This window comes from Limimaricola cinnabarinus (genome assembly GCF_002723615.1).
Classification (GTDB): Bacteria; Pseudomonadota; Alphaproteobacteria; order Rhodobacterales; family Rhodobacteraceae; genus Limimaricola; species Limimaricola cinnabarinus_B.
Window position 1 is genome coordinate 19540 of sequence record NZ_KZ304959.1, and the last position, 21116, is coordinate 40655.

Annotated in this window: 19 protein-coding genes; 12 read left to right on the forward strand and 7 right to left on the reverse strand. The window is 68.8% G+C overall.

Annotation, left to right across the window (positions count from 1 at the left end; genetic code table 11):
* Positions 1-2: 2 nt before the first annotated feature.
* Positions 3-968 (reverse strand): DUF2125 domain-containing protein, encoded by a 966-nt coding sequence (locus CJ301_RS10305; protein ID WP_162620498.1) that lies wholly within the window; start codon positions 966-968, stop codon positions 3-5.
* A 63-nt stretch (positions 969-1031) separates the two neighbouring features.
* Between CJ301_RS10305 and CJ301_RS10310 the strand changes: the two genes are divergently transcribed.
* The 3 genes from CJ301_RS10310 to CJ301_RS10320 all read left to right on the forward strand — a co-directional run bounded on the left by CJ301_RS10310 (position 1032) and on the right by CJ301_RS10320 (position 5124).
* The gene (locus tag CJ301_RS10310) at positions 1032-1577 is read left to right on the forward strand and encodes a gamma-glutamylcyclotransferase (protein WP_099277029.1); all 546 of its coding nucleotides are present in this window, start codon (positions 1032-1034) and stop codon (positions 1575-1577) included.
* Between the two features lie 106 nt (positions 1578-1683).
* The gene (locus tag CJ301_RS10315) at positions 1684-2880 is read left to right on the forward strand and encodes a biopolymer transporter ExbB (protein ID WP_099277031.1); all 1197 of its coding nucleotides are present in this window, start codon (positions 1684-1686) and stop codon (positions 2878-2880) included.
* 3 nt (positions 2881-2883) lie between these two features.
* The gene (locus tag CJ301_RS10320) at positions 2884-5124 is read left to right on the forward strand and encodes a peptidoglycan -binding protein (protein WP_099277033.1); all 2241 of its coding nucleotides are present in this window, start codon (positions 2884-2886) and stop codon (positions 5122-5124) included.
* 3 nt (positions 5125-5127) lie between these two features.
* On the opposite strand, the gene CJ301_RS10325 is transcribed toward CJ301_RS10320, so the two are convergent.
* The 3 genes from CJ301_RS10325 to gloB all read right to left on the reverse strand — a co-directional run bounded on the left by CJ301_RS10325 (position 5128) and on the right by gloB (position 9581).
* A complete protein-coding gene (locus CJ301_RS10325) occupies positions 5128-6117 on the reverse strand; it encodes a M23 family metallopeptidase (protein WP_099277035.1) in 990 nt (329 codons plus the stop codon).
* 166 nt (positions 6118-6283) lie between these two features.
* Positions 6284-8617 (reverse strand): ATP-dependent Clp protease ATP-binding subunit ClpA, encoded by a 2334-nt coding sequence (gene clpA / locus CJ301_RS10330; RefSeq protein WP_099277037.1) that lies wholly within the window; start codon positions 8615-8617, stop codon positions 6284-6286.
* A gap of 202 nt (positions 8618-8819) precedes the next feature.
* Positions 8820-9581, reverse strand: coding sequence for a hydroxyacylglutathione hydrolase (gene gloB, locus CJ301_RS10335; RefSeq protein WP_099277039.1), 762 nt, complete (start codon positions 9579-9581; stop codon positions 8820-8822).
* Between the two features lie 95 nt (positions 9582-9676).
* Here gloB and CJ301_RS10340 point away from each other — a divergent pair, with 95 nt between their 5' ends.
* The 7 genes from CJ301_RS10340 to CJ301_RS10370 all read left to right on the forward strand — a co-directional run bounded on the left by CJ301_RS10340 (position 9677) and on the right by CJ301_RS10370 (position 16028).
* On the forward strand, positions 9677-10438 hold the full coding sequence (locus tag CJ301_RS10340; protein ID WP_099277041.1) for a hypothetical protein: 762 nt from the start codon (positions 9677-9679) through the stop codon (positions 10436-10438).
* A gap of 256 nt (positions 10439-10694) precedes the next feature.
* On the forward strand, positions 10695-11261 hold the full coding sequence (locus CJ301_RS10345; RefSeq protein WP_099277194.1) for a F0F1 ATP synthase subunit delta: 567 nt from the start codon (positions 10695-10697) through the stop codon (positions 11259-11261).
* Positions 11261-12799: a F0F1 ATP synthase subunit alpha gene (gene atpA / locus CJ301_RS10350; RefSeq protein WP_099277043.1), complete on the forward strand. Its 1539-nt coding sequence runs from the start codon at positions 11261-11263 to the stop codon at positions 12797-12799. The genes CJ301_RS10345 and atpA overlap by 1 nt, the downstream gene beginning before the upstream one ends.
* A 30-nt stretch (positions 12800-12829) precedes the next feature.
* On the forward strand, positions 12830-13702 hold the full coding sequence (locus tag CJ301_RS10355) for a F0F1 ATP synthase subunit gamma (RefSeq protein ID WP_099277045.1): 873 nt from the start codon (positions 12830-12832) through the stop codon (positions 13700-13702).
* A 22-nt stretch (positions 13703-13724) separates the two neighbouring features.
* Positions 13725-15149: a F0F1 ATP synthase subunit beta gene (gene atpD, locus CJ301_RS10360; protein WP_099277047.1), complete on the forward strand. Its 1425-nt coding sequence runs from the start codon at positions 13725-13727 to the stop codon at positions 15147-15149.
* Between the two features lie 12 nt (positions 15150-15161).
* Positions 15162-15599 carry a F0F1 ATP synthase subunit epsilon gene (locus CJ301_RS10365; protein WP_099277049.1) on the forward strand — a complete coding sequence of 146 codons (438 nt, stop codon included), beginning with the start codon at positions 15162-15164 and terminating at the stop codon, positions 15597-15599.
* Positions 15600-15677: 78 nt separating this feature from the next.
* Positions 15678-16028, forward strand: coding sequence for an H-type lectin domain-containing protein (locus CJ301_RS10370; protein ID WP_099277051.1), 351 nt, complete (start codon positions 15678-15680; stop codon positions 16026-16028).
* Positions 16029-16091: 63 nt separating this feature from the next.
* On the opposite strand, the gene CJ301_RS10375 is transcribed toward CJ301_RS10370, so the two are convergent.
* From CJ301_RS10375 to ettA, 3 genes are all read right to left on the reverse strand, one after another.
* Positions 16092-16292, reverse strand: a complete 201-nt coding sequence (locus CJ301_RS10375) for a hypothetical protein (RefSeq protein WP_099277053.1) — start codon at positions 16290-16292, stop codon at positions 16092-16094.
* 208 nt (positions 16293-16500) lie between these two features.
* The gene (locus CJ301_RS10380; RefSeq protein WP_017927006.1) at positions 16501-16707 is read right to left on the reverse strand and encodes a cold-shock protein; all 207 of its coding nucleotides are present in this window, start codon (positions 16705-16707) and stop codon (positions 16501-16503) included.
* 285 nt (positions 16708-16992) lie between these two features.
* Positions 16993-18648, reverse strand: coding sequence for an energy-dependent translational throttle protein EttA (gene ettA / locus CJ301_RS10385; RefSeq protein WP_099277055.1), 1656 nt, complete (start codon positions 18646-18648; stop codon positions 16993-16995).
* A gap of 126 nt (positions 18649-18774) precedes the next feature.
* Here ettA and CJ301_RS10390 point away from each other — a divergent pair, with 126 nt between their 5' ends.
* Together CJ301_RS10390 and mgrA are read left to right on the forward strand one after the other, a co-directional pair.
* A complete protein-coding gene (locus tag CJ301_RS10390; RefSeq protein ID WP_254050125.1) occupies positions 18775-19983 on the forward strand; it encodes an AI-2E family transporter in 1209 nt (402 codons plus the stop codon).
* Between the two features lie 89 nt (positions 19984-20072).
* Entirely contained in the window at positions 20073-21107 is a 1035-nt protein-coding gene (mgrA, locus tag CJ301_RS10395; RefSeq protein WP_099277057.1) for an L-glyceraldehyde 3-phosphate reductase, read from the forward strand.
* Positions 21108-21116 lie beyond the last annotated feature (9 nt).

Consider the following 21116-nt stretch of genomic DNA (forward strand, 5'->3'; position numbering starts at 1 on the left):
GCTCAGCGCAGCCGCGGCGCCTCGCCCAGCGGGATGAACCCCAGCCGCATCGCGCCGTCCTCGAAGGCGATCGGCGCGGTGAGCACGCCGTCTTCCGCCATGCCGCCCAGCGCGCCCCGCAGGAGCGAGGATTGCGCGACCGGCACCCCGGCCTGCGCCGCGAGGTCGAGCAGCCGCTCCCAGCCGGTGATCTCGAACACCAGCTCGCCGCTCGGCCGCCCCTGCGCGTCGATGTCGAGCCTGCCGTCGCCCGCGACCGAGACCGCGCCCCAATCTATGGCGAACCTGTCGAGCGCGACCCGCTCCAGCCGCGCCGCCCCGCCCGACAGCGCCAGCGGCGCGTCATAGGTGAGGTCGGCGTCGATCTCCGCCCGCGCGATCGTGGCGGGCAGCGCGCCCGAAGGATCGAGCGCGCGCCACGCCTCGGGCAGCGCCACCTCATCGAGCCGGGCATAGGCGTCGTAGCCGTTCACCCCGCCATTGGGCCTGAGCGCCGCGAGCAGCGCCCCCGCGCCGCTCTCCCAGCCCAAAGAGGACGCGACGCGCAGATCGGCGGCCTCGAAGGTGAACTCGCGCACCGGCAGCGTCTCGCCGATCTCGACCGCGCCGGAGGCGCGCGGGCCGGTGACCGCGATGTCGAGGTCCTGACCGGGGATCGAGACGCGGTGCGTCTCGTCGGCCGCCACGATCAATCGGTTGGGCTGGTAGCTCTGCGCCACCACCCGCATCCGCGGGCTCTGCCAGCCGAAGGCGCCGTCGGGCGAGACCAGCTCCAGATCGCGCAGGTCGAGATCGAAGCGGTAGGGAAAGCCGCCCGTGCCCTCGGTTTCGTACTCGACGCGCCAGCCCGCCTCGCGCAGCTCTTGCGTGAGATCGGCCAGCCGCGCATCCACGGCGCGGCTGCCCCAGACCCACCAGCCGCCGAAGGCCAGCGCCAGAACTGCCGTGATGATCAGGATGAAACGCATCGAACTGGCCCTTTCGCCCGCTGAGGATCGGGTATCTACAGGGGCCCAGCTAGGAGGACCAGCATGACCGACCAGACCGCGCTTTGGGTTTTCGGCTACGGATCGCTTTTGTGGAACCCCGGTTTCACGCCAGAGGAGGTGGTGGTGGCCCGGCTCGACGGCTGGCATCGCAGCTTCTGCATGTCGTCGATTCACCATCGCGGCTCGCCCGAGACGCCCGGCCTCGTGCTGGCGCTCGACCGCGCGCCGGGGGCCGTCTGCACCGGCCTGGCGCTGCGCGCGCCCGAGACCGAGCGCGAGCGGGTCATCGCCATGCTGCGCGCGCGCGAGCTGGTCTCCTCGGCCTATCTCGAAACCCACCAGCCGCTCGCGCTCACCGACGGGCGGGTGGTCGAGGCGCTGACCTACGTGATCGACCCCGCGCACGAGCAATATGTCGCGCTCGATCTCGAGACGCAGGCGCGGCGCATCGCGGGCGCGGTCGGCGGTCGCGGGCCGAACGACGAATATCTCTTCAACACCGCCGCGCATCTGAACGAGATGGGCGTGCACGACCCCGATCTCGACTGGCTGGTCGAACGGGTGAAGGCGCTGCAGGCGGGCAGTTGAGAGGCCGCGCCGCCACATCGCGCCGCGCTGCGGAGAAAGCCCATTGGCCTCCCGCCCCGGCGATCCTTATGGTTCACAGGTCACAACCACGAGGACACCGCCCCGCATGAGGCAGCCAGAGGCGAAACCGCAATTCTCGCAACCGGTCCGGCAGATCCTGTCGATGCTGCTGGCGCTGGGGCTCGTCGCGGCGGGGCTGGTGCTGGGCTGGAACGTGCTGCGCGGCATCTTCCTGTCGAACCCGTGGCTCAACAGCGCCATCTCGGCCTTCTTCGTGCTGGGCGTGCTGGCCTGCTTCTGGCAGGTGATCGCGCTCATCCGCTCGGTCGTCTGGATCGAGACCTTCGCCCGCCACCCGCAGGGCACCGGCCCCGCGCCGGGGCTCTTGCTGCCGCTGGCGACGCTGCTGCGCTCGCGCGGGCTGCGGCGGCACATCTCGCCCGACAGCGCCCGCTCGATCCTCGAATCGGTGGCCCAGCGCATCGACGAGGAGCGCGAGATCACGCGCTACCTCTCCAACACGCTGATCTTCCTCGGCCTGCTCGGCACCTTCTACGGCCTCGCCACCACCGTGCCGGCGCTGGTCGACACGATCCGCTCGCTCGGCCCCGAAGAGGGCGAAAGCGGTGCCGCGGTGTTCGACCGGCTGCAAGCGGGGCTGGAGACGCAGCTCGGCGGCATGGGCACGGCCTTTTCCTCGTCGCTGCTGGGCCTCGCGGGCTCGCTGGTGGTCGGGCTCTTGGAGCTTTTCGCCACCCACGGCCAGAATCGCTTCTACCGCGAGCTGGAGGAATGGCTCTCGACCATCACCCGTCTGGGCTATGCCTCGGGCGACGAGCAGGCCGGAACGGCGGGGGGCGATGCCGGGGTGCTGGCGCAGATGGTCGAGCAGCTGGGCGCGCAGCTCGACGGGCTGGGCACCGCGATCGGCGCCGCGCAGGAGGCCCGCCGCGATCACGAGGCGCGGCTCGACCGGCTGACCGAGACGCTGTCGCGGATCGCCGAGCGGATGGACCCCGAGGCCGAGCGCGCGGCGCTCGAGCGCATTGCCGAGGGGCAGGCCGAGGTGCACGAGGCGCTGATCCGCGCCGCCGAGGGCGGCAATGACAGCGAGACGCGGATGCGGCTGAGGAACATGGATGTGCAGCTTCTGCGCATCCTCGAGGAGATCTCGGCCGGGCGGCAGGACATGTTGGCCGAGCTGCGCGTCGACCTCGCCAGCCTGGGCCGGGCGCTGCGCCAGGGCGGCGGGGCGGGCGCTTCGGGCACGCTGCGCGCCATGCGCGACCGCCCGGACCGCTGATCCATGGGCCTCAAGCGCCGCAGCTCCAACCGTTTCCAGGCCGCGATCTGGCCCGGTTTCGTCGATGCGATGACCGGACTGCTCCTGGTGCTGATGTTCGTGCTGACGGTCTTCACCGTCATGCAGTTCGCGCTGCGCGACACCATCACCGGCCAGGCCGACGAGCTCGACGCGCTGGGCGGCGAGGTCGAGCGGCTCAGCCGGGCGCTGGGGCTGGAGCGCGCGCGCGGCGCCGATCTCGAATCCGAGATCGGCAGCCTCGGCGCGCAGCTGGCCGAGGCGCGGGAGCTGGCCGAGACGCAGGCGGGCCGGATCGAGAGCCTGACGGAGGCGCGCGCGGCGCAGGAGCGCGCGCTGGGTACCGCGCGCAGCCGGATGCAGGACGCCGAGGACCGCATCGCGTTGCTCCTGGCCGACCGCGCCGCCGCGCGCGACCGCATCGCCGGGCTCGAGACGGATCTCGAAGCCGAACGCACCCGCGCGGGCGAGGCCGAGACCGCGCGCGACGCCGCCGGCCTCGCGCTGGCCACGGCACGCGAGGAGATCGACGCGCAGGCCGAAGCCGCGCGGCTCGCGGCGGCCCGGCGCGCGGCGCTGGAGGCGCTGATCGCCGATCTGGAGGCCGAGGCGCAGGCCGACGCCGAGACCATCGCCGCGCTGGAAGGCGAGGGGGCCGAAAGCGCCGAGCGGATTTCGCAGCTCGAAGCGGACCGGCTGGCCGATGCCGCCGCCGCGCAGGCGCTGCGCGCGCGGCTGGAGGATGCGGATGCGGAGCTGACGGCGATGACGCTGGCGCTCGAGGAAGAGCGCCGCGCCGCCGAAGACACCCTGACGCTGCTGGCCGCCGCCGAGGCCGCGCGCGACGATCTCGACAGGAAGCTCGCCGAGGCGGTGCTGGCACGAACCGAAAGCCAGAACGCGCTGAGCCGGGCGCTGCAGGCGGGCGAGGGGCTCGATGCACGCCTCGCCGCCGCGCTCGATCTGGCCGAGACGACCGGGGCCGAGCTCGAAGAGGCGCGCGCCGCGCTGGCACAGGCGCAGGCCGAGGGGGAGGAGCTTTCGACCCGTCTGGCCGCCGCGCTGGCCGCGCGCGAGGAGGGCGAGGCGGATCTCGCGGCGGTGCGCGCGGAGCTGGAAGCGGCGCTGGAGGACGGCGAGACCACCGAGGCCGAGCTGCAGGAACGCCTCGCCGCCGCGATCCTCGACCGCGACGCCGCACGCGCCGAGGCGCAGGCCGCCCGCGCGGCGGGGGAGGAGGCCGAGCGCGGCCGCGCCGACCTCGCCGATCGGCTCTCGGCGGCGCTGTCGGCCCGCGATGCGGCGCAGGCGCGGGCCGAGGCGCTGTCGCAGGACCGCAGCGAGACCGATGAGGAGCGCGCCGATCTCGAATCGCGTCTGGCGCAGGCGCTGAGCGATCTCGACGCCGCGCGCGACAGCGCCGCGGCGCAGGCCGACGAGGCCGAGCGCCGCGCCGCGCTTTTGGAAACCGCGCGCGCCGCGCTGGCCGAGGGCGAGAGCGCCTCGGCGGCACAGCAGCGCCGGGTCGCGGCGCTGAACGCGCAGGTCGCGGCGCTGCGCGACGACGTGGCCGAGCTGCGCGGCCTGCTCGGGCAGGCCGAGACGAGCGGGGCCGTGGCCGAGGCCGAGATCGAGGATCTGGGGGCCAGGCTCAACGCCGCGCTGGCCCGCGCCGCCGCCGAGGAGCGCCGCCGCCGCGAGCTCGAGGAGGAGGAGCGCCGCCGTCTGGAGGAAGAAGCGGCAAGGCTCGCGGCGCAGGCCGAGAATCTCGAACGCTACCGCTCGGATTTCTTCGGCGAGCTGCGCGGCATGCTGGAGGGCGAGGAAGGCGTGCGCATCGCGGGCGACCGCTTCGTCTTTTCCTCCGAGGTGCTGTTCGGCCAGGGCGAGGCGACCCTGTCGGAGGCGGGCAAGGCCGAGATCGCCAAGGTGGCGGCGCTGCTGCGCCGGATCGCCGCCGAGATCCCGCCGGGCATCGACTGGGTGATCCGCGTCGACGGCCATACCGACGACATCCCGATCCGCGGCGGGCGCTACGCCGACAACTGGGAGCTGAGCCAGGCGCGGGCCCTGTCGGTCGTGCGCTACATGAGCGAGGAGGAGGGCATCCCGCCCCAGCGCCTCGCGGCCAACGGCTTTGGCGAATACCAGCCGCTCGACCCGGCGGACACCCCAGAGGCGCGGGCCCGCAACCGGCGGATCGAGCTCAAGCTGACCGAACGCTGAGGCTCACTCCCCGAGCGAAAGCGTCGCGCGCCGCTCGGACAGCGGCGCGCCGTCGCGTAGCAGCGTCACATGCCCCTCGTAATCGCCCGAGGGCCAGCCCCCTTCGGGCGCGCGCCGCCCGCTGGCGCGAAACAGCTGCGCCTGGGTCTTATCGAGCGGCATCTTTTGATCGACGACCCGGCCTTCCGGCCCCTCGACCACGAGATGCATGACATCGCCCGCGCGCCCGCCGAAGGCAAAGCCCCACAGCACCAGCGGCGTGTCGCTGCGGACCTCCGCTTGGGCGGTGCCGCGTTGCAGGTCGAGGTAATCGGGCACGCCGGGCGCGAAGCCCGCATCGAGCAACCCGCCGGGCAGGTAATCGGGCGGCGTCTCCCACAGCGTCTGCTCGGCGGCGCCGCAGGCGACGCGGTCCTCGGGGTCGAAGGGATCGAGCTCGACGCCGTCACGGCGCACGGAGAGATGCAGATGCGGAAACTGGCTCTGCCCCGACAGCCCGACCTCGCCCAGCCGCTCGCCCGCCGCGACGCGCTGGCCGACCGCGACCGCGATCGAGCCTTGCGCCATGTGGCAATACTGCGTCTCATAGCCGTTCTCGTGGCCGATGGTGACGCCATTGCCGCAATCGCGCCCGTCCAGCTCCGGCGCGCCCTCCCAGCCCTGCAGGATATCGGGCATCTCGTCGCGCAGGCCAAGCACGACCCCATCCGCCGCGGCGCGCACCTCGACGCCCTCGGCCTGCTGCGCGATGGTCGGCAGGCGGAAATCGGTGCCCTTGTGGCCGTCATAGCTCAGCGGACCGCAGGCATAGTCGCGCGCCTCCGCCCCCGGATCGGCATCGACATAGTTCTGCACCACGCAATCCTCGCCCGGCACGCAATCGATCGGCAGCGTGAGGCTGAACGGTGCCTCCTGCGCGGTGGCGGCGATGGGCAGCAACAGCACCAGCGCGGCGGCGCGGGGCAGGGCGGGCGGGAAGAATACGGCGGACATGGGGAAACTCCGGCTACGGGTCATCGCCCCACAGTGGCGCAGGCCGGGGCGCTTCACCAGATGCCACCGCGCCACCACGGCGCGCAGCGGCGGAAGCGCGCCATGAAAAAAGCGCGGCCCCCGCAAAAGGGGCCGCGCCTGTCTCGAAGGCTTCAGGGCCGCGGCGTCATTCCGCCGTGAGCAGCGGCGGCCGGTTGCCCGAGAGCCGCTTGGCGCCGGGCTGCTCGAAGCTCAGCTCGATCTTGTCGTCCTTCACGCCGACCCGGACGATGCCGCCCTTGGTCAGCTGGCCGAACAGAAGCTCCTCGGCGAGCGGCTTCTTGATGTGCTCCTGGATCACCCGGCCCAGCGGACGCGCGCCCATCTTCTCGTCATAGCCCTTCTCGGCCAGCCATTCGCCGGCCTCGCGGGTCAGCTCGATATGGACGTTGCGGTCCATCAGCTGCGCTTCGAGCTGCAGCACGAACTTCTCGACCACCGAGATGATCGTCTCCGGCGCGAGCGGCGCGAAGGAGATCACCGCGTCGAGACGGTTGCGGAATTCGGGCGTGAAGGTCCGCTCGATCGCGGCCGTGTCCTCGCCCTCGCGCCGCGCCCGGCCAAAGCCGATCGCCTCCTTGGCCTGCTCGGCGGCCCCGGCGTTCGAGGTCATGATCAGGATCACGTTGCGGAAATCCACCGCCCGGCCGTTATGGTCGGTGAGCTTGCCGTGATCCATCACCTGCAACAGGATGTTGAACACGTCCGGATGCGCCTTCTCGATCTCGTCCAAGAGCAGCACGCAATGCGGATGCTGGTCGACGCCGTCGGTCAGAAGACCGCCCTGGTCGAAGCCGACATAGCCCGGAGGCGCGCCGATCAGGCGGGAGACCGCGTGCTTCTCCATGTATTCCGACATGTCGAAGCGCAACATCTCCACGCCCAGCGTCTGGCTGAGCTGCTTGGCCACCTCGGTCTTGCCGACGCCGGTGGGGCCGGCGAAGAGGTAGTTGCCGATCGGCTTCTCGGGCTCGCGCAGGCCGGCGCGGGCCAGCTTGATCGCCGAGGAAAGCGCCGTGATCGCGGTGTCCTGACCGAAGACCACGCGCTTGAGGGTCGGCTCCAGATCCTTGAGCACCTCGGCGTCGTCCTTGGAGACGTTCTTGGGCGGGATGCGGGCGATCTTGGCGATCACCGCCTCGATCTCCTTGGCGCCGATCGTCTTGCGCCGCTTGCTCTCGGCCACGAGATGCTGCGCGGCACCCGCCTCGTCGATCACGTCGATCGCCTTGTCGGGCAGCTTGCGGTCGTTGATGTAGCGCGCCGACAGCTCCACCGCCGTCTTGATGGCGTCGGCGGTGTACTTGATCTGGTGGTGATCCTCGAAATAGGGCTTGAGGCCCTTGAGGATCTTCACCGCGTCATCGACCGAAGGCTCGTTCACGTCGATCTTCTGGAAGCGACGCGAGAGCGCGCGGTCCTTTTCGAAGTGCTGGCGGAACTCCTTGTAGGTCGTGCTGCCCATGCAGCGCAGCTTGCCGCCCTGCAGCGCGGGCTTCAGCAGGTTCGAGGCGTCCATCGCGCCGCCCGAGGTCGCGCCCGCGCCGATCACGGTGTGGATCTCGTCGATGAAGAGCACCGCGTCGGGGTGGTTCTCCATCTCGGTCATCACCGCCTTCAGCCGCTCCTCGAAATCGCCGCGATAGCGGGTGCCGGCGAGCAGCGCGCCCATGTCGAGGCTGTAGATCGTGGCACCGGAGAGCACCTCGGGCACCGCGCCCTCGACGATCTTCCAGGCGAGGCCCTCGGCGATGGCGGTCTTGCCGACGCCCGGATCGCCCACGAGAAGCGGGTTGTTCTTGCGGCGGCGGCACAGCACCTGGATGCAGCGCTCGACCTCGTGCTCGCGGCCGATCAGCGGATCGACGTCGCCCTTGCGCGACTTGGCGTTGAGATCGACGCAGTACTTGGCGAGCGCGCTGTCCTTTTCCTCGCTCGATCCGCCGGAGGTGGCGGAGGCGGTGTCTTCCTCGTCCTTTTCGGCGGCACCGGTGATGGGGCGGCTTTCGCCGAAGGCCGGGTCCTTGGCCTGCCCATGGGCGATGAAATTGACCGCGTCGTAGCGGGTCATGTCCTGCTCTTGCAGGAAATAGGCGGCGTTGCTCTCGCGCTCGGCAAAGATCGCGACGAGCACGTTGGCGCCGGTGACCTCGGTGCGGCCCGAGGATTGCACATGGATCGCGGCGCGCTGGATCACGCGCTGGAAGGCGGCGGTGGGCACGGCTTCGGAGCCGTCCACATCGGTGACGAGGGTGGAGAGATCATCCTCGATGAAATCCTCGAGCGACTTGCGCAGCTCTTCGAGATCGACGGCGCAGGCGCGCATCACGCGGGCGGCGTCGGGTTCTTCGATCAGGGCCAGCAGGAGGTGTTCGAGGGTCGCGAGCTCATGGCGGCGGGCATTGGCCAGAGCCAGCGCCGCGTGGATGGACTGCTCGAGAGTGGTCGAAAAAGACGGCACGATGATGTGCTCCTCTGATCGGGGGTCCGGGCGGTTGGGTGAGCCGCCATGACCGTGGCCTCTATAGTCAAAGATCGGGTTTATCGGCCGCGCTTCAAGTTAAAACTCGCAAAAACCATGTCCGTAACGATGCGACGTCACGCAGCTGTGTGTTTTGCACGCCAAGACCTCACGATCCGTTGCGACGACGCAGCGGAATGGTTTAGAAGCGATCTTTTCTGCCCCGGATCTCCGCAAAGACCTTGGCGGCATCCTCGCCTTCGAATCCGAGCGCGCGTTGCAATTCGGGCGCATCGGCGCGCAGGAAGGGGTTGGTCGCGCGTTCGTCGGACAGGCGCGAGGGCACCGTGGGCCGGCCTTCGGCGCGGGCCTTGGCGATCTCGGCGGCGCGGGCCTGAAGCGCGGCGTTGTCCGGCTCGATGGTGCGCGCGAAGCGGGCATTGGTCTCGGTGTATTCATGGCCCGAGCAGATCAGCGTCTGGCCCGGCAGGTCGCGCAGGCGGCGCAGGCTGTCCCACATCTGTTCGGGCGTCCCCTCGAACAGCCGCCCGCAGCCCAGCGCCATCAGGCTGTCGGCGGTGAAGGCCATGTGATCCTGCCCGAAATGAAAGGCGACATGGCCGATCGTGTGGCCCGGCACGTCGATCACCTCGACCGCGCGGTCCAGAACCTCCAGGGGATCGCCCGGCGCGACGGCAAGATCGAGCGGCGGCAGCCGGTGCGCATCGGCGGCCGCGCCGATCACCCGCGCGCCGTCGCGCAGATCGGCGAGGCCCGCGACGTGGTCGTCATGGTGATGGGTGATCAGGATGTCGGACAGGCTCCAGCCATGCGCGTCGAGCGCGGCGCGGATCGGCGCGGCCTCGGGCGCGTCGACCAGCGCGGTGCGCCCCGAGGCGGGATCGTGCAGCAGGAATGCGTAGTTGTCCGAGAGGCACGCAACGGTGAGAAGTTCGAGAGGCATGGCGGCACCCGTGTTTTGGTTGCTATGGTAGCACGCAGCTAGACCGGCGTCCGTCACCGGCTCGTGAATTCTGGGCAGAGGATCGCAGGACCGCAATGCATCTCGACGTGCTCGATCTGCGCAATTTCTATTATCGCAGCGCCCTGGGGCGGGCGGCGCAGAAGGTGATCCGCGACCAGCTCGTCGAATGGTGGCCGGTGGCGCATCTGCAGGGGCAGACCGTGGCGGGCTACGGCTTCGCGGTGCCGCTGCTGCGCCCCTATCTCGCGCAGGCGCGCCGCGTGATCGGGCTGATGCCGGGGCCGCAGGGGGTGATGCCCTGGCCCGCGGGGCAGCCCAATGTCTCGGTCTTGTGCGAGGAGACGCTCTGGCCGATCCGCACCGGTCAGGTGGACCGGCTGGTGCTGATGCACGGGCTCGAGACCTCGGAGCACGCGGGCGCGTTGCTCGACGAATGCTGGCGCGCTCTGGGGCCGGGGGGGCGGGCGGTCTTCGTGGTGCCCAACCGCGCGGGGCTGTGGTCGCGTTCGGACGCCACGCCCTTCGGCTATGGGCGGCCCTATTCGCTGGGCCAGCTCGAAGCGCAGCTGCGCGGCCACCGCTTCGTCACCGAACGGGCGATCTCGGCGCTCTACCGCCCGCCGAGCCTGCGGCGCGGCTGGCGCCGCTCGGCGGCGCTTCTGGAAAAGGCGGGGCGGCACATGCCGGTGCTCAATACCGGCGGCGTGCTGATGGTCGAGGCCTCAAAGCAGGTGACGGCGCCGACCCGGCCGGGGCTGACCTCGGCCGTGAAGCGCCCCTTGCGGGTGCTCGAGGGGATCGGCGCGCCGGTGCCCGAACCCTCGCGCCGCGGCTGAGCCCGATTCCGCAGGGCGCGGGCCGCGTCCACCGGGCGCAGGGTGCGGGGGCAGGGCAAAATGTCACACCCCGCCGGGGCAGGCGGGCATGGGCCGCACGCTGCGCGAGAGAGGCTTCAAGGCGGTTGCGACACCCGGGTGGCTCTGCTACATCGCCCCTGATTTTGACGGCCTTCGCCCGCGCGAGGGCCTTGCAAGCTGCCCGACCGTCGCCATTTTCCCGGCGCGGAATGTCCGGGCCCAAGACTGCGGAAGGGTGGACGTGTCCGAACCAGCATCGATCTCAACCGGCATCGCTCAGCGCTATGCCACGGCCGTGTTCGACCTGGCGCGGGAGGGCGACGATCTCGCCGCCCTGACGTCGGATGTCGAGGCGCTGCGCGCGGCGCTGGCCGAAAGCGCGGAGTTCCGCGACCTGATCTCCTCGCCGGTCTACAGCCGCGACGATCAGGGCCGCGCGATCTCGGCGATCGCCGGCAAGATGGGCCTGACGCAGACCATGACCAACGTGCTCGGGCTGATGGCCTCCAAGCGCCGCCTCTTCGCGCTGCCGCAGATGCTGCGCGCGCTCGACGAGAAGCTGGCCGAGGCCCGCGGCGAGGTGACCGCCGACGTCACCACCGCCAAGCCGCTCTCCGACAAACAGAAATCGGCGCTGGCCGCCGCGCTCAAGGAGAGCGCCGGTCGCGAGGTGAAGATCAATCAGACCGTGGATGAAAGCCTCATCGGCGGTCTCGTCGTCAAGCTGGGCTCGAAGATGATCGACACCTCGATCCGCTCGAAGCTCCAGGCACTCCAGAACACCATGAAAGAGGTCGGATAATGGCGATCCAAGCTGCGGAAATCTCCGCGATCCTGAAAGACCAGATCAAGAATTTCGGCCAGGAGGCCGAGGTCGCCGAGGTCGGTCGCGTGCTCTCCGTCGGTGACGGCATCGCCCGTGTCCACGGCCTCGACAACGTCCAGGCCGGCGAGATGGTCGAATTCCCGGGCGGCATCCAGGGCATGGCGCTCAACCTCGAGAACGACAATGTCGGCTGCGTGATCTTCGGCTCCGACCGCGACATCCGCGAAGGCGACGTCGTCAAGCGCACCAACTCGATCGTGGACGTTCCCGCCGGCATGGGCCTTCTGGGCCGCGTCGTGGACGGCCTCGGCAACCCGCTCGACGGCAAGGGCCCGATCGACGGCTCCGAGCGCCGCGTCGCCGACGTCAAGGCGCCGGGCATCATTCCGCGCAAATCGGTGGACGAGCCGATGCCGACCGGCATCAAGTCGATCGACGCCATGATCCCGATCGGCCGCGGCCAGCGCGAGCTGATCATCGGCGACCGCCAGACCGGCAAGACCGCCGTGGCGCTCGACACCGTGCTCAACCAGAAGAACTACAACGACGCCGCCGGCGCCGATGAGAGCAAGAAGCTCTACTGCATCTATGTCGCGATCGGCCAGAAGCGCTCGACCGTGGCGCAGCTGGTGAAGAAGCTCGAAGAGACCGGCGCGATCGAATATTCGATCGTCGTGGCCGCCACCGCCTCGGACCCCGCGCCGATGCAGTTCCTGGCGCCCTATGCCGCGACCGCCATGGCCGAGTATTTCCGCGACAACGGCAAGCACGCGCTCATCATCTATGATGACCTCTCCAAGCAGGCCGTGTCGTACCGCCAGATGTCGCTGCTGCTGCGCCGCCCGCCGGGCCGCGAAGCCTATCCGGGCGACGTGTTCTATCTCCACTCGCGCCTGCTCGAGCGTTCGGCCAAGCTCAACGAGGAGCATGGCGCAGGCTCGCTCACCGCGCTGCCGATCATCGAGACGCAGGGCGGCGACGTGTCGGCCTTCATCCCGACCAACGTGATCTCGATCACCGACGGTCAGATCTTCCTCGAGACCGAGCTGTTCTACCAGGGCATCCGCCCGGCGGTGAACACCGGCCTCTCGGTGAGCCGCGTGGGCTCCGCGGCCCAGACCAACGCGATGAAGTCGGTCGCCGGTCCGGTGAAGCTCGAACTGGCGCAGTACCGCGAGATGGCTGCCTTCGCGCAGTTCGGCTCCGACCTCGACGCCTCGACCCAGCAGCTGCTGAACCGCGGCGCGCGCCTGACCGAGCTGATGAAGCAGCCGCAGTATTCGCCGCTGACCAATGCCGAGATCGTCTGCGTGATCTTCGCCGGCACGCAGGGCTATCTCGACAAGATCGCCGTCAAGGATGTGGGCCGGTTCGAGCAGGGTCTTCTGAAGCACCTGCGCACCAATGAGCGCGAGCTTCTGGACTGGATCACCAACGAGGATCCGAAGATCAAGGGCGATGCGCAGGCCCGCCTGAGCAAGGCGCTCGACGCCTACGCCAAGGACTTCGCCTGAAACCAGCCACGGAACTAGGGAGGCTGGCCGATGCCTAGTCTGAAGGACCTCAAGAACCGGATCGCGTCGGTCAAATCGACCCGCAAGATCACCAAGGCGATGCAGATGGTCGCGGCGGCGAAGCTCCGCCGCGCCCAGGATGCCGCCGAAGCGGCGCGCCCCTATGCCGAGCGGTTCGACGCCGTGATGGCCGGGCTCGCCTCCTCCGTGGGCGGCTCCGACGGGGCGCCCAGGCTGCTTGCCGGCACCGGCAAGGAGGACGTGCACCTGCTCGTCGTCATGACCGCCGAGCGCGGGCTCTGCGGCGGCTTCAACGGCTCGATCGTGCGCAAGGCGCGGATCCGGGCCAGCGAGCTTCTGGCGCAGGGCAGGACGGTGAAGATCCTCACCGTCGGCAAGAAGGGCCGCGAGATGCTGCGCCGCGACTACGGCGATCATTTCGTGGGTCATGTCGACCTCACCGACGTCAAGCGCGTGGGCTATGCCAACGCGCAGGACATCGCGCGCGACGTGCTCGGCCGCTTCGAGGCGGACGAGTTCGACGTGGCGACGATCTACTATGCGCGGTTCCAGAACGTGATCACCCAGATCCCGACCGAGCAGCAGATCATCCCGGCCAAGTTCGAGGGCGGGGAAGAGGCCGACACGGCGCTTTACGACTACGAGCCCGGCGAGGAGGAAATTCTCGCGGATCTGCTGCCGCGCGGTGTCGCGACGCAGATCTTCGCGGCGCTGCTCGAGAACGCAGCGTCCGAGCAGGGCGCCCGGATGAGCGCGATGGACAACGCGACCCGCAACGCGGGCGAGATGATCGACAAGCTGACGATCGAGTACAACCGCTCGCGTCAGGCGGTCATCACCAACGAGCTGATCGAAATCATTTCGGGCGCCGAAGCGCTCTAAAGAGAGAACCGGAGTACAACACATGGCAGCAGCACAAGGCAAAGTGACCCAGGTCATCGGCGCCGTCGTGGACGTGCAGTTCGGGGATCACCTGCCGGAGATCCTCAACGCCCTGACCACCGAAAACAACGGCAAGAAGCTGGTTCTCGAAGTGGCCCAGCATCTTGGCGAGAACACGGTCCGCACCATCGCGATGGACGCGACCGAAGGTCTCGTGCGCGGCGCGACCGTGACCGACACCGGCAAGCCGATCTCGGTGCCGGTGGGCGACGCGACGCTGGGGCGCATCCTCAACGTCATCGGCGAGCCGATCGACGAGAAGGGCCCGGTCGAGGCGAGCGAGACCCGCCCGATCCACGCCGACGCGCCGACCTTCGCCGAGCAGTCGACCTCGTCGGAGATCCTCGTCACCGGCATCAAGGTCATCGACCTGCTGGCCCCCTACGCCAAGGGCGGCAAGATCGGCCTGTTCGGCGGCGCCGGGGTGGGCAAGACCGTGCTCATCATGGAGCTGATCAACAACATCGCGAAGGTGCATTCGGGCTACTCCGTCTTCGCCGGCGTGGGCGAGCGGACCCGTGAGGGCAACGACCTCTACCACGAGATGATCGAATCCAACGTCATCAAGCCCGACGCTCTGGGCGAGAGCCAGGTGGCGCTGGTCTACGGCCAGATGAACGAGCCGCCGGGGGCCCGTGCCCGCGTCGCGCTGACCGGCCTGACGCTGGCCGAGCAGTTCCGCGACCAGTCCGGCACCGACGTGCTGTTCTTCGTCGACAACATCTTCCGCTTCACCCAGGCGGGCTCCGAGGTGTCGGCGCTTCTGGGCCGCATCCCCTCGGCCGTGGGCTACCAGCCGACGCTGGCGACCGACATGGGCGCGCTGCAGGAGCGGATCACCTCGACCAAGAACGGCTCGATCACGAGCGTCCAGGCGATCTACGTGCCGGCCGACGACCTGACCGACCCCGCGCCGGCCACCTCGTTCGCCCACCTCGACGCGACCACCGTGCTCAACCGCGCGATCTCCGAGCTCGGCATCTACCCGGCCGTGGACCCGCTCGATTCGACCTCGCGCCTGATGGATCCGGGCGTCGTCGGCGAGGAACACTACCAGGTGGCGCGCGACGTGCAGGGCATCCTGCAGCGCTACAAGTCGCTTCAGGACATCATCGCCATCCTCGGCATGGACGAGCTGTCGGAAGAGGACAAGCTGACGGTGTCGCGCGCGCGCAAGATCCAGCGCTTCCTGTCGCAGCCCTTCGACGTGGCCAAGGTGTTCACCGGCTCCGACGGCATCCAGGTGCCGCTCGAGGAGACCATCGCCTCGTTCAAGGCGGTCGTTGCCGGCGAGTACGACCACCTGCCGGAATCGGCCTTCTACATGGTCGGCGGCATCGAGGACGTGAAGGCCAAGGCCGAGAAAATGGCCGCTTCGGCGGCCTGATAGGAGGGCTTCATGGCCGACACGCTGCAATTCGACCTGGTCAGCCCGGAACGGAAGCTTGCTTCCGTTTCGGTGACCGAGGTGCGCATTCCGGGCACCGATGGTGACCTGACGGCGATGGCGGGCCACACGCCCACCATCACCACCCTGCGTCCCGGCCTGTTGCAGGTCGTGCATCAGGGCGGCACCGACGACTACGTGATCTCCGGCGGCTTCGCCGAGATCGGCCCCGACAGCGTCTCCGTGCTGGCCGAGCGCGCGCATCCGCGCGGCGAGGTCACGCAGGAGATCTACGAGGGCATGGTCGAGGAGTTCGCCTCGGCGCATCGCGACGCGCAGGCGAAGTTCGAGAACGAGCCGGGTCCGGTCGACGACACGGCGAAGCTTCTCGCCGACATGGTCGCGGTCGGCACGCATATCGGGCTCGACCCCAAACAGCCCAATTTTTGACCGGTTGGACTGATCAGATCGAAAGGCCCCGCGCGAGCGGGGCCTTTTCGCGTTGCGGTTCCGGGGGAAGGGCAGGCGATGGTGCAATATCTGCAAGGCCGCTTCGGCATCGACCAGGGCGAGGTGATGCCGTTTTCGGATTTCGAGAATGACGGACCGATGTGGGCCGGGACGGGCACGCGCGAGGTGCGCAGCCCGATCGTTTTCTCGGTGCCGTTTTCCATGCCGCCGCTGGTGCAGCTCGGCGTGACCATGTGGGACATTTCCGAAACCGCGGCGATGCGGCTCGACGTGGCGTCGGAGGCGATCGAGGCGGGCGGGTTCACGCTGCGGATGCGCACCTGGGGCGACAGCCGGATCGCGCGGCTGCGCGTGGCGTGGATCGCCTTCGGCGCCTGCCGCGACGAGGAGATGTGGGAGGTGGATTGAGCGCGGCCCGCCTCGAGGCTCGCGCCGGGACGCCGGGCACGGGCCCGGCCGGAAAGCGCCGGTTCAGGCGAGGTGCTGGTTCATGCTCACGCGGTGCAGGGCGCGCAGCATCGGCCCGATCAGGACGAAGATCAGCGCGGAGATCGGCCCGGAGGCGATCCAGAGCGTCAGCCCGGCCAGCAGCGGCAGGGCGCCGGTGGCCACCGAGATCACCGCGGCGGTGAAACCGACGAGACTTCCAAGAAGTATGAAGATCGTACCCATGTGCTCTCTCCTGCGATGTCTCTCGACCGTGGTGACCGAATCCGGCGGCAATATGGCCGGATCGGGGTTCGCAGGTGATGATACCGTGGCAAAAGTTGCCCGGCGGTGAATTCACCGGCGACGGGAAAGACAAGCCCCTTGCGTGACCAAAACGCCCCAGACGCTGTCGCGGCCGGGGCGTCGATTGGTTTCGCCGATCGCGGAAGGATCAGGCGAGGGCCAGGTTCACGGCCGATTCGCGGCCGTCGCGGCCGGCTTCGATGTCGAAGCTGACCTTCTGGTCGTCACGCAGGCCGGTCAGGCCCGAACGCTCGACGGCCGAGATGTGGACGAAGACGTCCTTGCTGCCGCCATCGGGCGCGATGAAGCCGAAGCCTTTGGTGGTGTTGAACCATTTCACGGTGCCAGTGGCCATCGTGTGATCTCCTGTCATGCGCTGCCCACGAAACTGCGGCAGCCCGGCTTGGTCAGTGTCGCATCGAAAGAACTGCAGCCAGTGACGGAGAACAGCGGTCGAGGGAATAACGTTCGCAAGGGCGCGTATGAGGCCCGGCGGGTGCGAAAGCAAGATGATTCGACACGACCATGCATGGGCAGCGGATCACCGCCCATGCCGATCTCTGCCCATGCCATGCCGCGGCCCCGCGCGGGCCGCGCTTGCGCCGCAAGCCGGGCGGGGCACCGGCCCCGCCCGGCAGTCTCAGCGCGTGAACTTCTTGAACTTGACCCGCTTGGGCTCCAGCGCATCGGCCCCGAGGCGGCGCTTCTTGTCCTCCTCGTAATCCTCGAAGTTGCCCTGGAACCACTCGACATGCGCCTCGCCCTCGAAGGCGAGGATATGGGTGCAGATCCGGTCGAGGAAGAAGCGGTCGTGGCTGATCACCACCGCGCAGCCCGCGAAATCCACGAGCGCATCCTCGAGCGCGCGCAGCGTCTCGACGTCGAGGTCGTTGGTCGGCTCGTCGAGCAGCAGCACGTTGCCGCCATCCTTCAAAAGCCGCGCCATGTGCACGCGGTTGCGCTCGCCGCCAGACAGCAGGCTCACCTTCTTCTGCTGGTCGCCGCCCTTGAAGTTGAACGCGCCGCAATAGGCGCGGGAGTTCATCGAGGCGTCGCCGAGCTCGATCACCTCCGCGCCGCCCGAGATCGCCTCCCAGACGGTGGCGTCGGGGTTCAGATCGTCGCGGCTCTGGTCGACATAGGAGAGCTTGACGGTGTCGCCGAACTCGATCCGGCCTTCGTCGGGCTGCTCCTGCCCGGTGAGCATCTTGAACAGGGTCGACTTGCCCGCGCCGTTCGGGCCGATCACGCCGACGATGCCGCCCGGCGGCAGCGAGAACTCCAGATCCTCAATCAGGAGCTTGTCGCCCATCGCCTTCTTGAGACCCTCGACCTCGATCACCTTGCCGCCGAGCCGGGGGCCATTGGGGATGACGATCTGCGCCTTGCCGACGCGCTCGCGCTCGGACTGGCTGGCCAGCTCCTCATAGGCCGCGATCCGCGCCTTGGACTTGGCCTGCCGCGCCTTCTGGCCCTGCCGCATCCATTCCAGCTCGCGCTGCAGCGTGTTCTGCTTGGACTTGTCCTCGCGCGCCTCCTGTTCGAGCCGCTTGGCCTTCTGCTCCAGCCAGCTCGAATAGTTGCCCTCGTAGGGGATGCCCCGGCCGCGGTCGAGCTCGAGGATCCAGGAGGTGATGTCGTCGAGGAAGTAGCGGTCGTGGGTGACGACGAGGATCGTGCCCTTGTACTCGATCAGGTGGTTCTGCAGCCAGGCGATCGTTTCGGCGTCGAGATGGTTGGTCGGCTCGTCAAGGAGCAGCATGTCGGGCGCTTCGAGCAAGAGCTTGCACAGCGCCACGCGGCGCGCCTCGCCGCCCGAGAGGGTCGAGACGTCGGCATCGTCGGGCGGGCAGCGCAGCGCCTCCATCGCGACGTCGATCTGCGCGTCGAGATCCCACAGGTTCTGCGCGTCGATGTCGTCCTGCAGCTTGGCCATCTCCTCGGCGGTCTCGTCCGAGTAGTTCATCGCAAGCTCGTTGTAGCGCTCGAGCACCGCCTGCTTTTCGGCCACGCCCTCCATGACGTTCTCGCGCACGGTCTTGGTCTCGTCGAGCTTGGGCTCCTGGGGCAGGTAGCCCACGCGCGCGCCCTCGGCGGCCCAGGCCTCGCCCTGGAAATCCTTGTCGATCCCGGCCATGATCTTGAGCAGGGTGGATTTGCCCGCGCCGTTGACGCCGACCACGCCGATCTTCACGCCGGGCAGGAAGTTCAGCCGGATGTTCTCGAATGTCTTCTTGCCGCCGGGATAGGTCTTGGACACCCCATCCATGTGATAGACGTACTGGTAGCTGGCCATCGGGGAACTCCTGTCTGCGATCGGCCCCCTCATACGCGTGGCGGCGCGGCGTAGCAATCGGGGCGCATGCGGAACCGCCCTTTGCGCGCTGACGTTGGAGAGCATTGCGCAAGGGGGGCATTCGGGGTGACGAACAGCGAAACGCGCGGCGGGGCGGCGGCGCAGGAGGCCCAGGCGCCGGACCCCTATATCGACCATGCCGAACAGGGGCTGTCGGAGCTGCGCAAGATCCGCCGCCTGATGCTGTGCAGCTTTCTGCTGGCGATGTTCACCGCCACCTATTTCGCCCGCGACGTGCTCTTGCCGATCGTGCTGGCGATCCTGCTGACGCTGACCCTGCGCCCGGTCGTGCGCGGGCTGCAGCGGATCGGCATCCCGCCGGGGATCAGCGCGGTGCTCCTGATGCTGGCGATCGGGCTGGGCTTTGCCGTCGCGGGCTATTTCCTTTCGGGGCCGATCGGCCAGATGGCGGCGCGCGCGCCGCAGATCGGGATGGAGGTGCAGTTCAAGCTCGCCGGGCTGATGGACCGGCTCGCCTCGCTGCGCGAGGTCGGCGAGCAGGTGACCGAGATGGCCGACGCCGCCGGCGCCACCGACGAGAAGATGGAGGTGGTGGTCGACCAGTCCGGGCCGATCCCCTCGGCGGTGGGCAGCGTCGCCTCGATCGGCTCCTCGCTGGTGGCGGCGATGATCCTGACCCTGTTCCTGCTCGCCTCGGGCGATTTCTACCACCGCCGCATCGTCGAGGCCTCGCCCAAGCTGCACGACAAGAAGCGCGCGCTGACCATCGTGCGCGACGTGGAAAGGCAGATCTCGCGCTATCTCGGCGCGATCACGGTGATCAATGCGGGCCTCGGCGTGGCGATCGGGCTGGCGCTGTGGATCATCGGCCTGCCGATGCCGCATGTCTGGGGCACGCTGGCCTTCCTCTTGAACTTCATGCCCTTCATCGGCGCGATCATCGGCACCGTCGCCGCCGGTGCCTTTGCGCTGGTGAGCTTCGAGAGCGTGCCTTACGCGCTGCTGGTGCCGCTGGCCTATTTCACGCTGACCACCATCGAGGGCAATTTCGTCACGCCGATGCTGGTCGGGCGCAGGCTCGAGCTCAACATCGTGTCGGTCTTCGTCACGGTCGCCTTCTGGATCTGGCTGTGGGGCGTGCCCGGCGCGGTGCTGGCGGTGCCGTTTCTCGTGGTGGTCAAGGCGGTGTGCGACCATGTCCCCTCGCTCAAGGCCTTCGGCAGCTTCCTCTCCGGCGATCCGGCGATGAAGGCCGAGGACCGCGACGCGGATGGCCGGGAGCAGAACGGCAAACCGGCGACCAGGGCCGCCTGAGACCGGTTTGACAGCGCGCGAAGCCGCGTCCTAGGCTCCGCTTCGATGCCGGGGGCGGGGGCCATCCCGGCCAAGAGGAGATCCTTCGCATGAGCTATACCCCTGCCGCCGACCGCTACGAGCGGATGGCCTATCGCCGCTGCGGCCGCTCCGGCCTCAGGCTGCCCGCCATCAGCCTCGGGCTGTGGCACAATTTCGGCGACGACACGCCGCACCAGACCAAGCGCGACATCTGCCGCACCGCCTTCGATCACGGCATCACACATTTCGATCTCGCCAATAATTACGGCCCCGAGCCGGGCGCGGCCGAGACCGCCTTCGGTGAGATCCTGCGCACCGATTTTGCGGGCTACCGCGATGAGCTGATCATCTCCTCCAAGGCGGGCTACGACATGTGGCCCGGCCCCTACGGCGAGATGGGCAGCCGCAAATACCTCATCGCGTCGTGCGACCAGTCGCTCAAGCGGATGGGGCTCGACTATGTCGACATCTTCTATTCCCACCGCTTCGACCCCGACACCCCGCTCGAGGAGACGATGGGCGCGCTCGATCACATCGTGCGCTCGGGGCGGGCGCTCTATGTCGGCATCTCGTCCTACAATTCCGAGCGCACCCGCGAGGCGGCGGCGATCCTGAAGGATCTCGGCACGCCCTGCCTGATCCACCAGCCGAGCTACAACATGCTCAACCGCTGGGTCGAACGCGACGGGCTCAAAGACACGCTGACCGAGCTCGGCATCGGCTCCATCGCCTTCACGCCGCTGGCGCAGGGCATGTTGACCAGGAAGTATCTCGGCGGCATTCCCGAGGACAGCCGCGCCGCGCAGGACAAGTCGCTCTTTCCCTCGATGCTCTCCGAGAAGGCGATCGGCAATATCCGCAAGCTCAACGAGATCGCCGAAGCGCGCGGCCAGACGCTGGCGCAGATGGCCATCGCCTGGGTGCTGCGGGGGGGCGGCATCACCACCGCGCTGATCGGTGCTTCGAAGCCCTCACAGGTCATCGATTGCGTCGGCGCGGTCGGCAATCTCGAGTTCACCGAGGAGGAGCTGAAGCAGATCGACGAGTATGCCGACGAGGAGCAGATCAACCTCTGGGCCAGCTCGGCCGAGATCGACGGCTGAGCCGAGAGG

Bases quoted from the DNA above. Each gene is read 5' to 3' on its own strand.
- CJ301_RS10305 (WP_162620498.1), bottom strand. From the start codon at position 968: ATGCGTTTCATCCTGATCATCACGGCAGTTCTGGCGCTGGCCTTCGGC.
- CJ301_RS10310 (WP_099277029.1), top strand. From the start codon at position 1,032: ATGACCGACCAGACCGCGCTTTGGGTTTTCGGCTACGGATCGCTTTTG.
- CJ301_RS10315 (WP_099277031.1), top strand. From the start codon at position 1,684: ATGAGGCAGCCAGAGGCGAAACCGCAATTCTCGCAACCGGTCCGGCAG.
- CJ301_RS10320 (WP_099277033.1), top strand. From the start codon at position 2,884: ATGGGCCTCAAGCGCCGCAGCTCCAACCGTTTCCAGGCCGCGATCTGG.
- CJ301_RS10325 (WP_099277035.1), bottom strand. From the start codon at position 6,117: ATGTCCGCCGTATTCTTCCCGCCCGCCCTGCCCCGCGCCGCCGCGCTG.
- gloB (WP_099277039.1), bottom strand. From the start codon at position 9,581: ATGCCTCTCGAACTTCTCACCGTTGCGTGCCTCTCGGACAACTACGCA.
- CJ301_RS10340 (WP_099277041.1), top strand. From the start codon at position 9,677: ATGCATCTCGACGTGCTCGATCTGCGCAATTTCTATTATCGCAGCGCC.
- atpA (WP_099277043.1), top strand. From the start codon at position 11,261: ATGGCGATCCAAGCTGCGGAAATCTCCGCGATCCTGAAAGACCAGATC.
- CJ301_RS10355 (WP_099277045.1), top strand. From the start codon at position 12,830: ATGCCTAGTCTGAAGGACCTCAAGAACCGGATCGCGTCGGTCAAATCG.
- atpD (WP_099277047.1), top strand. From the start codon at position 13,725: ATGGCAGCAGCACAAGGCAAAGTGACCCAGGTCATCGGCGCCGTCGTG.
- CJ301_RS10365 (WP_099277049.1), top strand. From the start codon at position 15,162: ATGGCCGACACGCTGCAATTCGACCTGGTCAGCCCGGAACGGAAGCTT.
- CJ301_RS10370 (WP_099277051.1), top strand. From the start codon at position 15,678: ATGGTGCAATATCTGCAAGGCCGCTTCGGCATCGACCAGGGCGAGGTG.
- CJ301_RS10375 (WP_099277053.1), bottom strand. From the start codon at position 16,292: ATGGGTACGATCTTCATACTTCTTGGAAGTCTCGTCGGTTTCACCGCC.
- CJ301_RS10380 (WP_017927006.1), bottom strand. From the start codon at position 16,707: ATGGCCACTGGCACCGTGAAATGGTTCAACACCACCAAAGGCTTCGGC.
- ettA (WP_099277055.1), bottom strand. From the start codon at position 18,648: ATGGCCAGCTACCAGTACGTCTATCACATGGATGGGGTGTCCAAGACC.
- mgrA (WP_099277057.1), top strand. From the start codon at position 20,073: ATGAGCTATACCCCTGCCGCCGACCGCTACGAGCGGATGGCCTATCGC.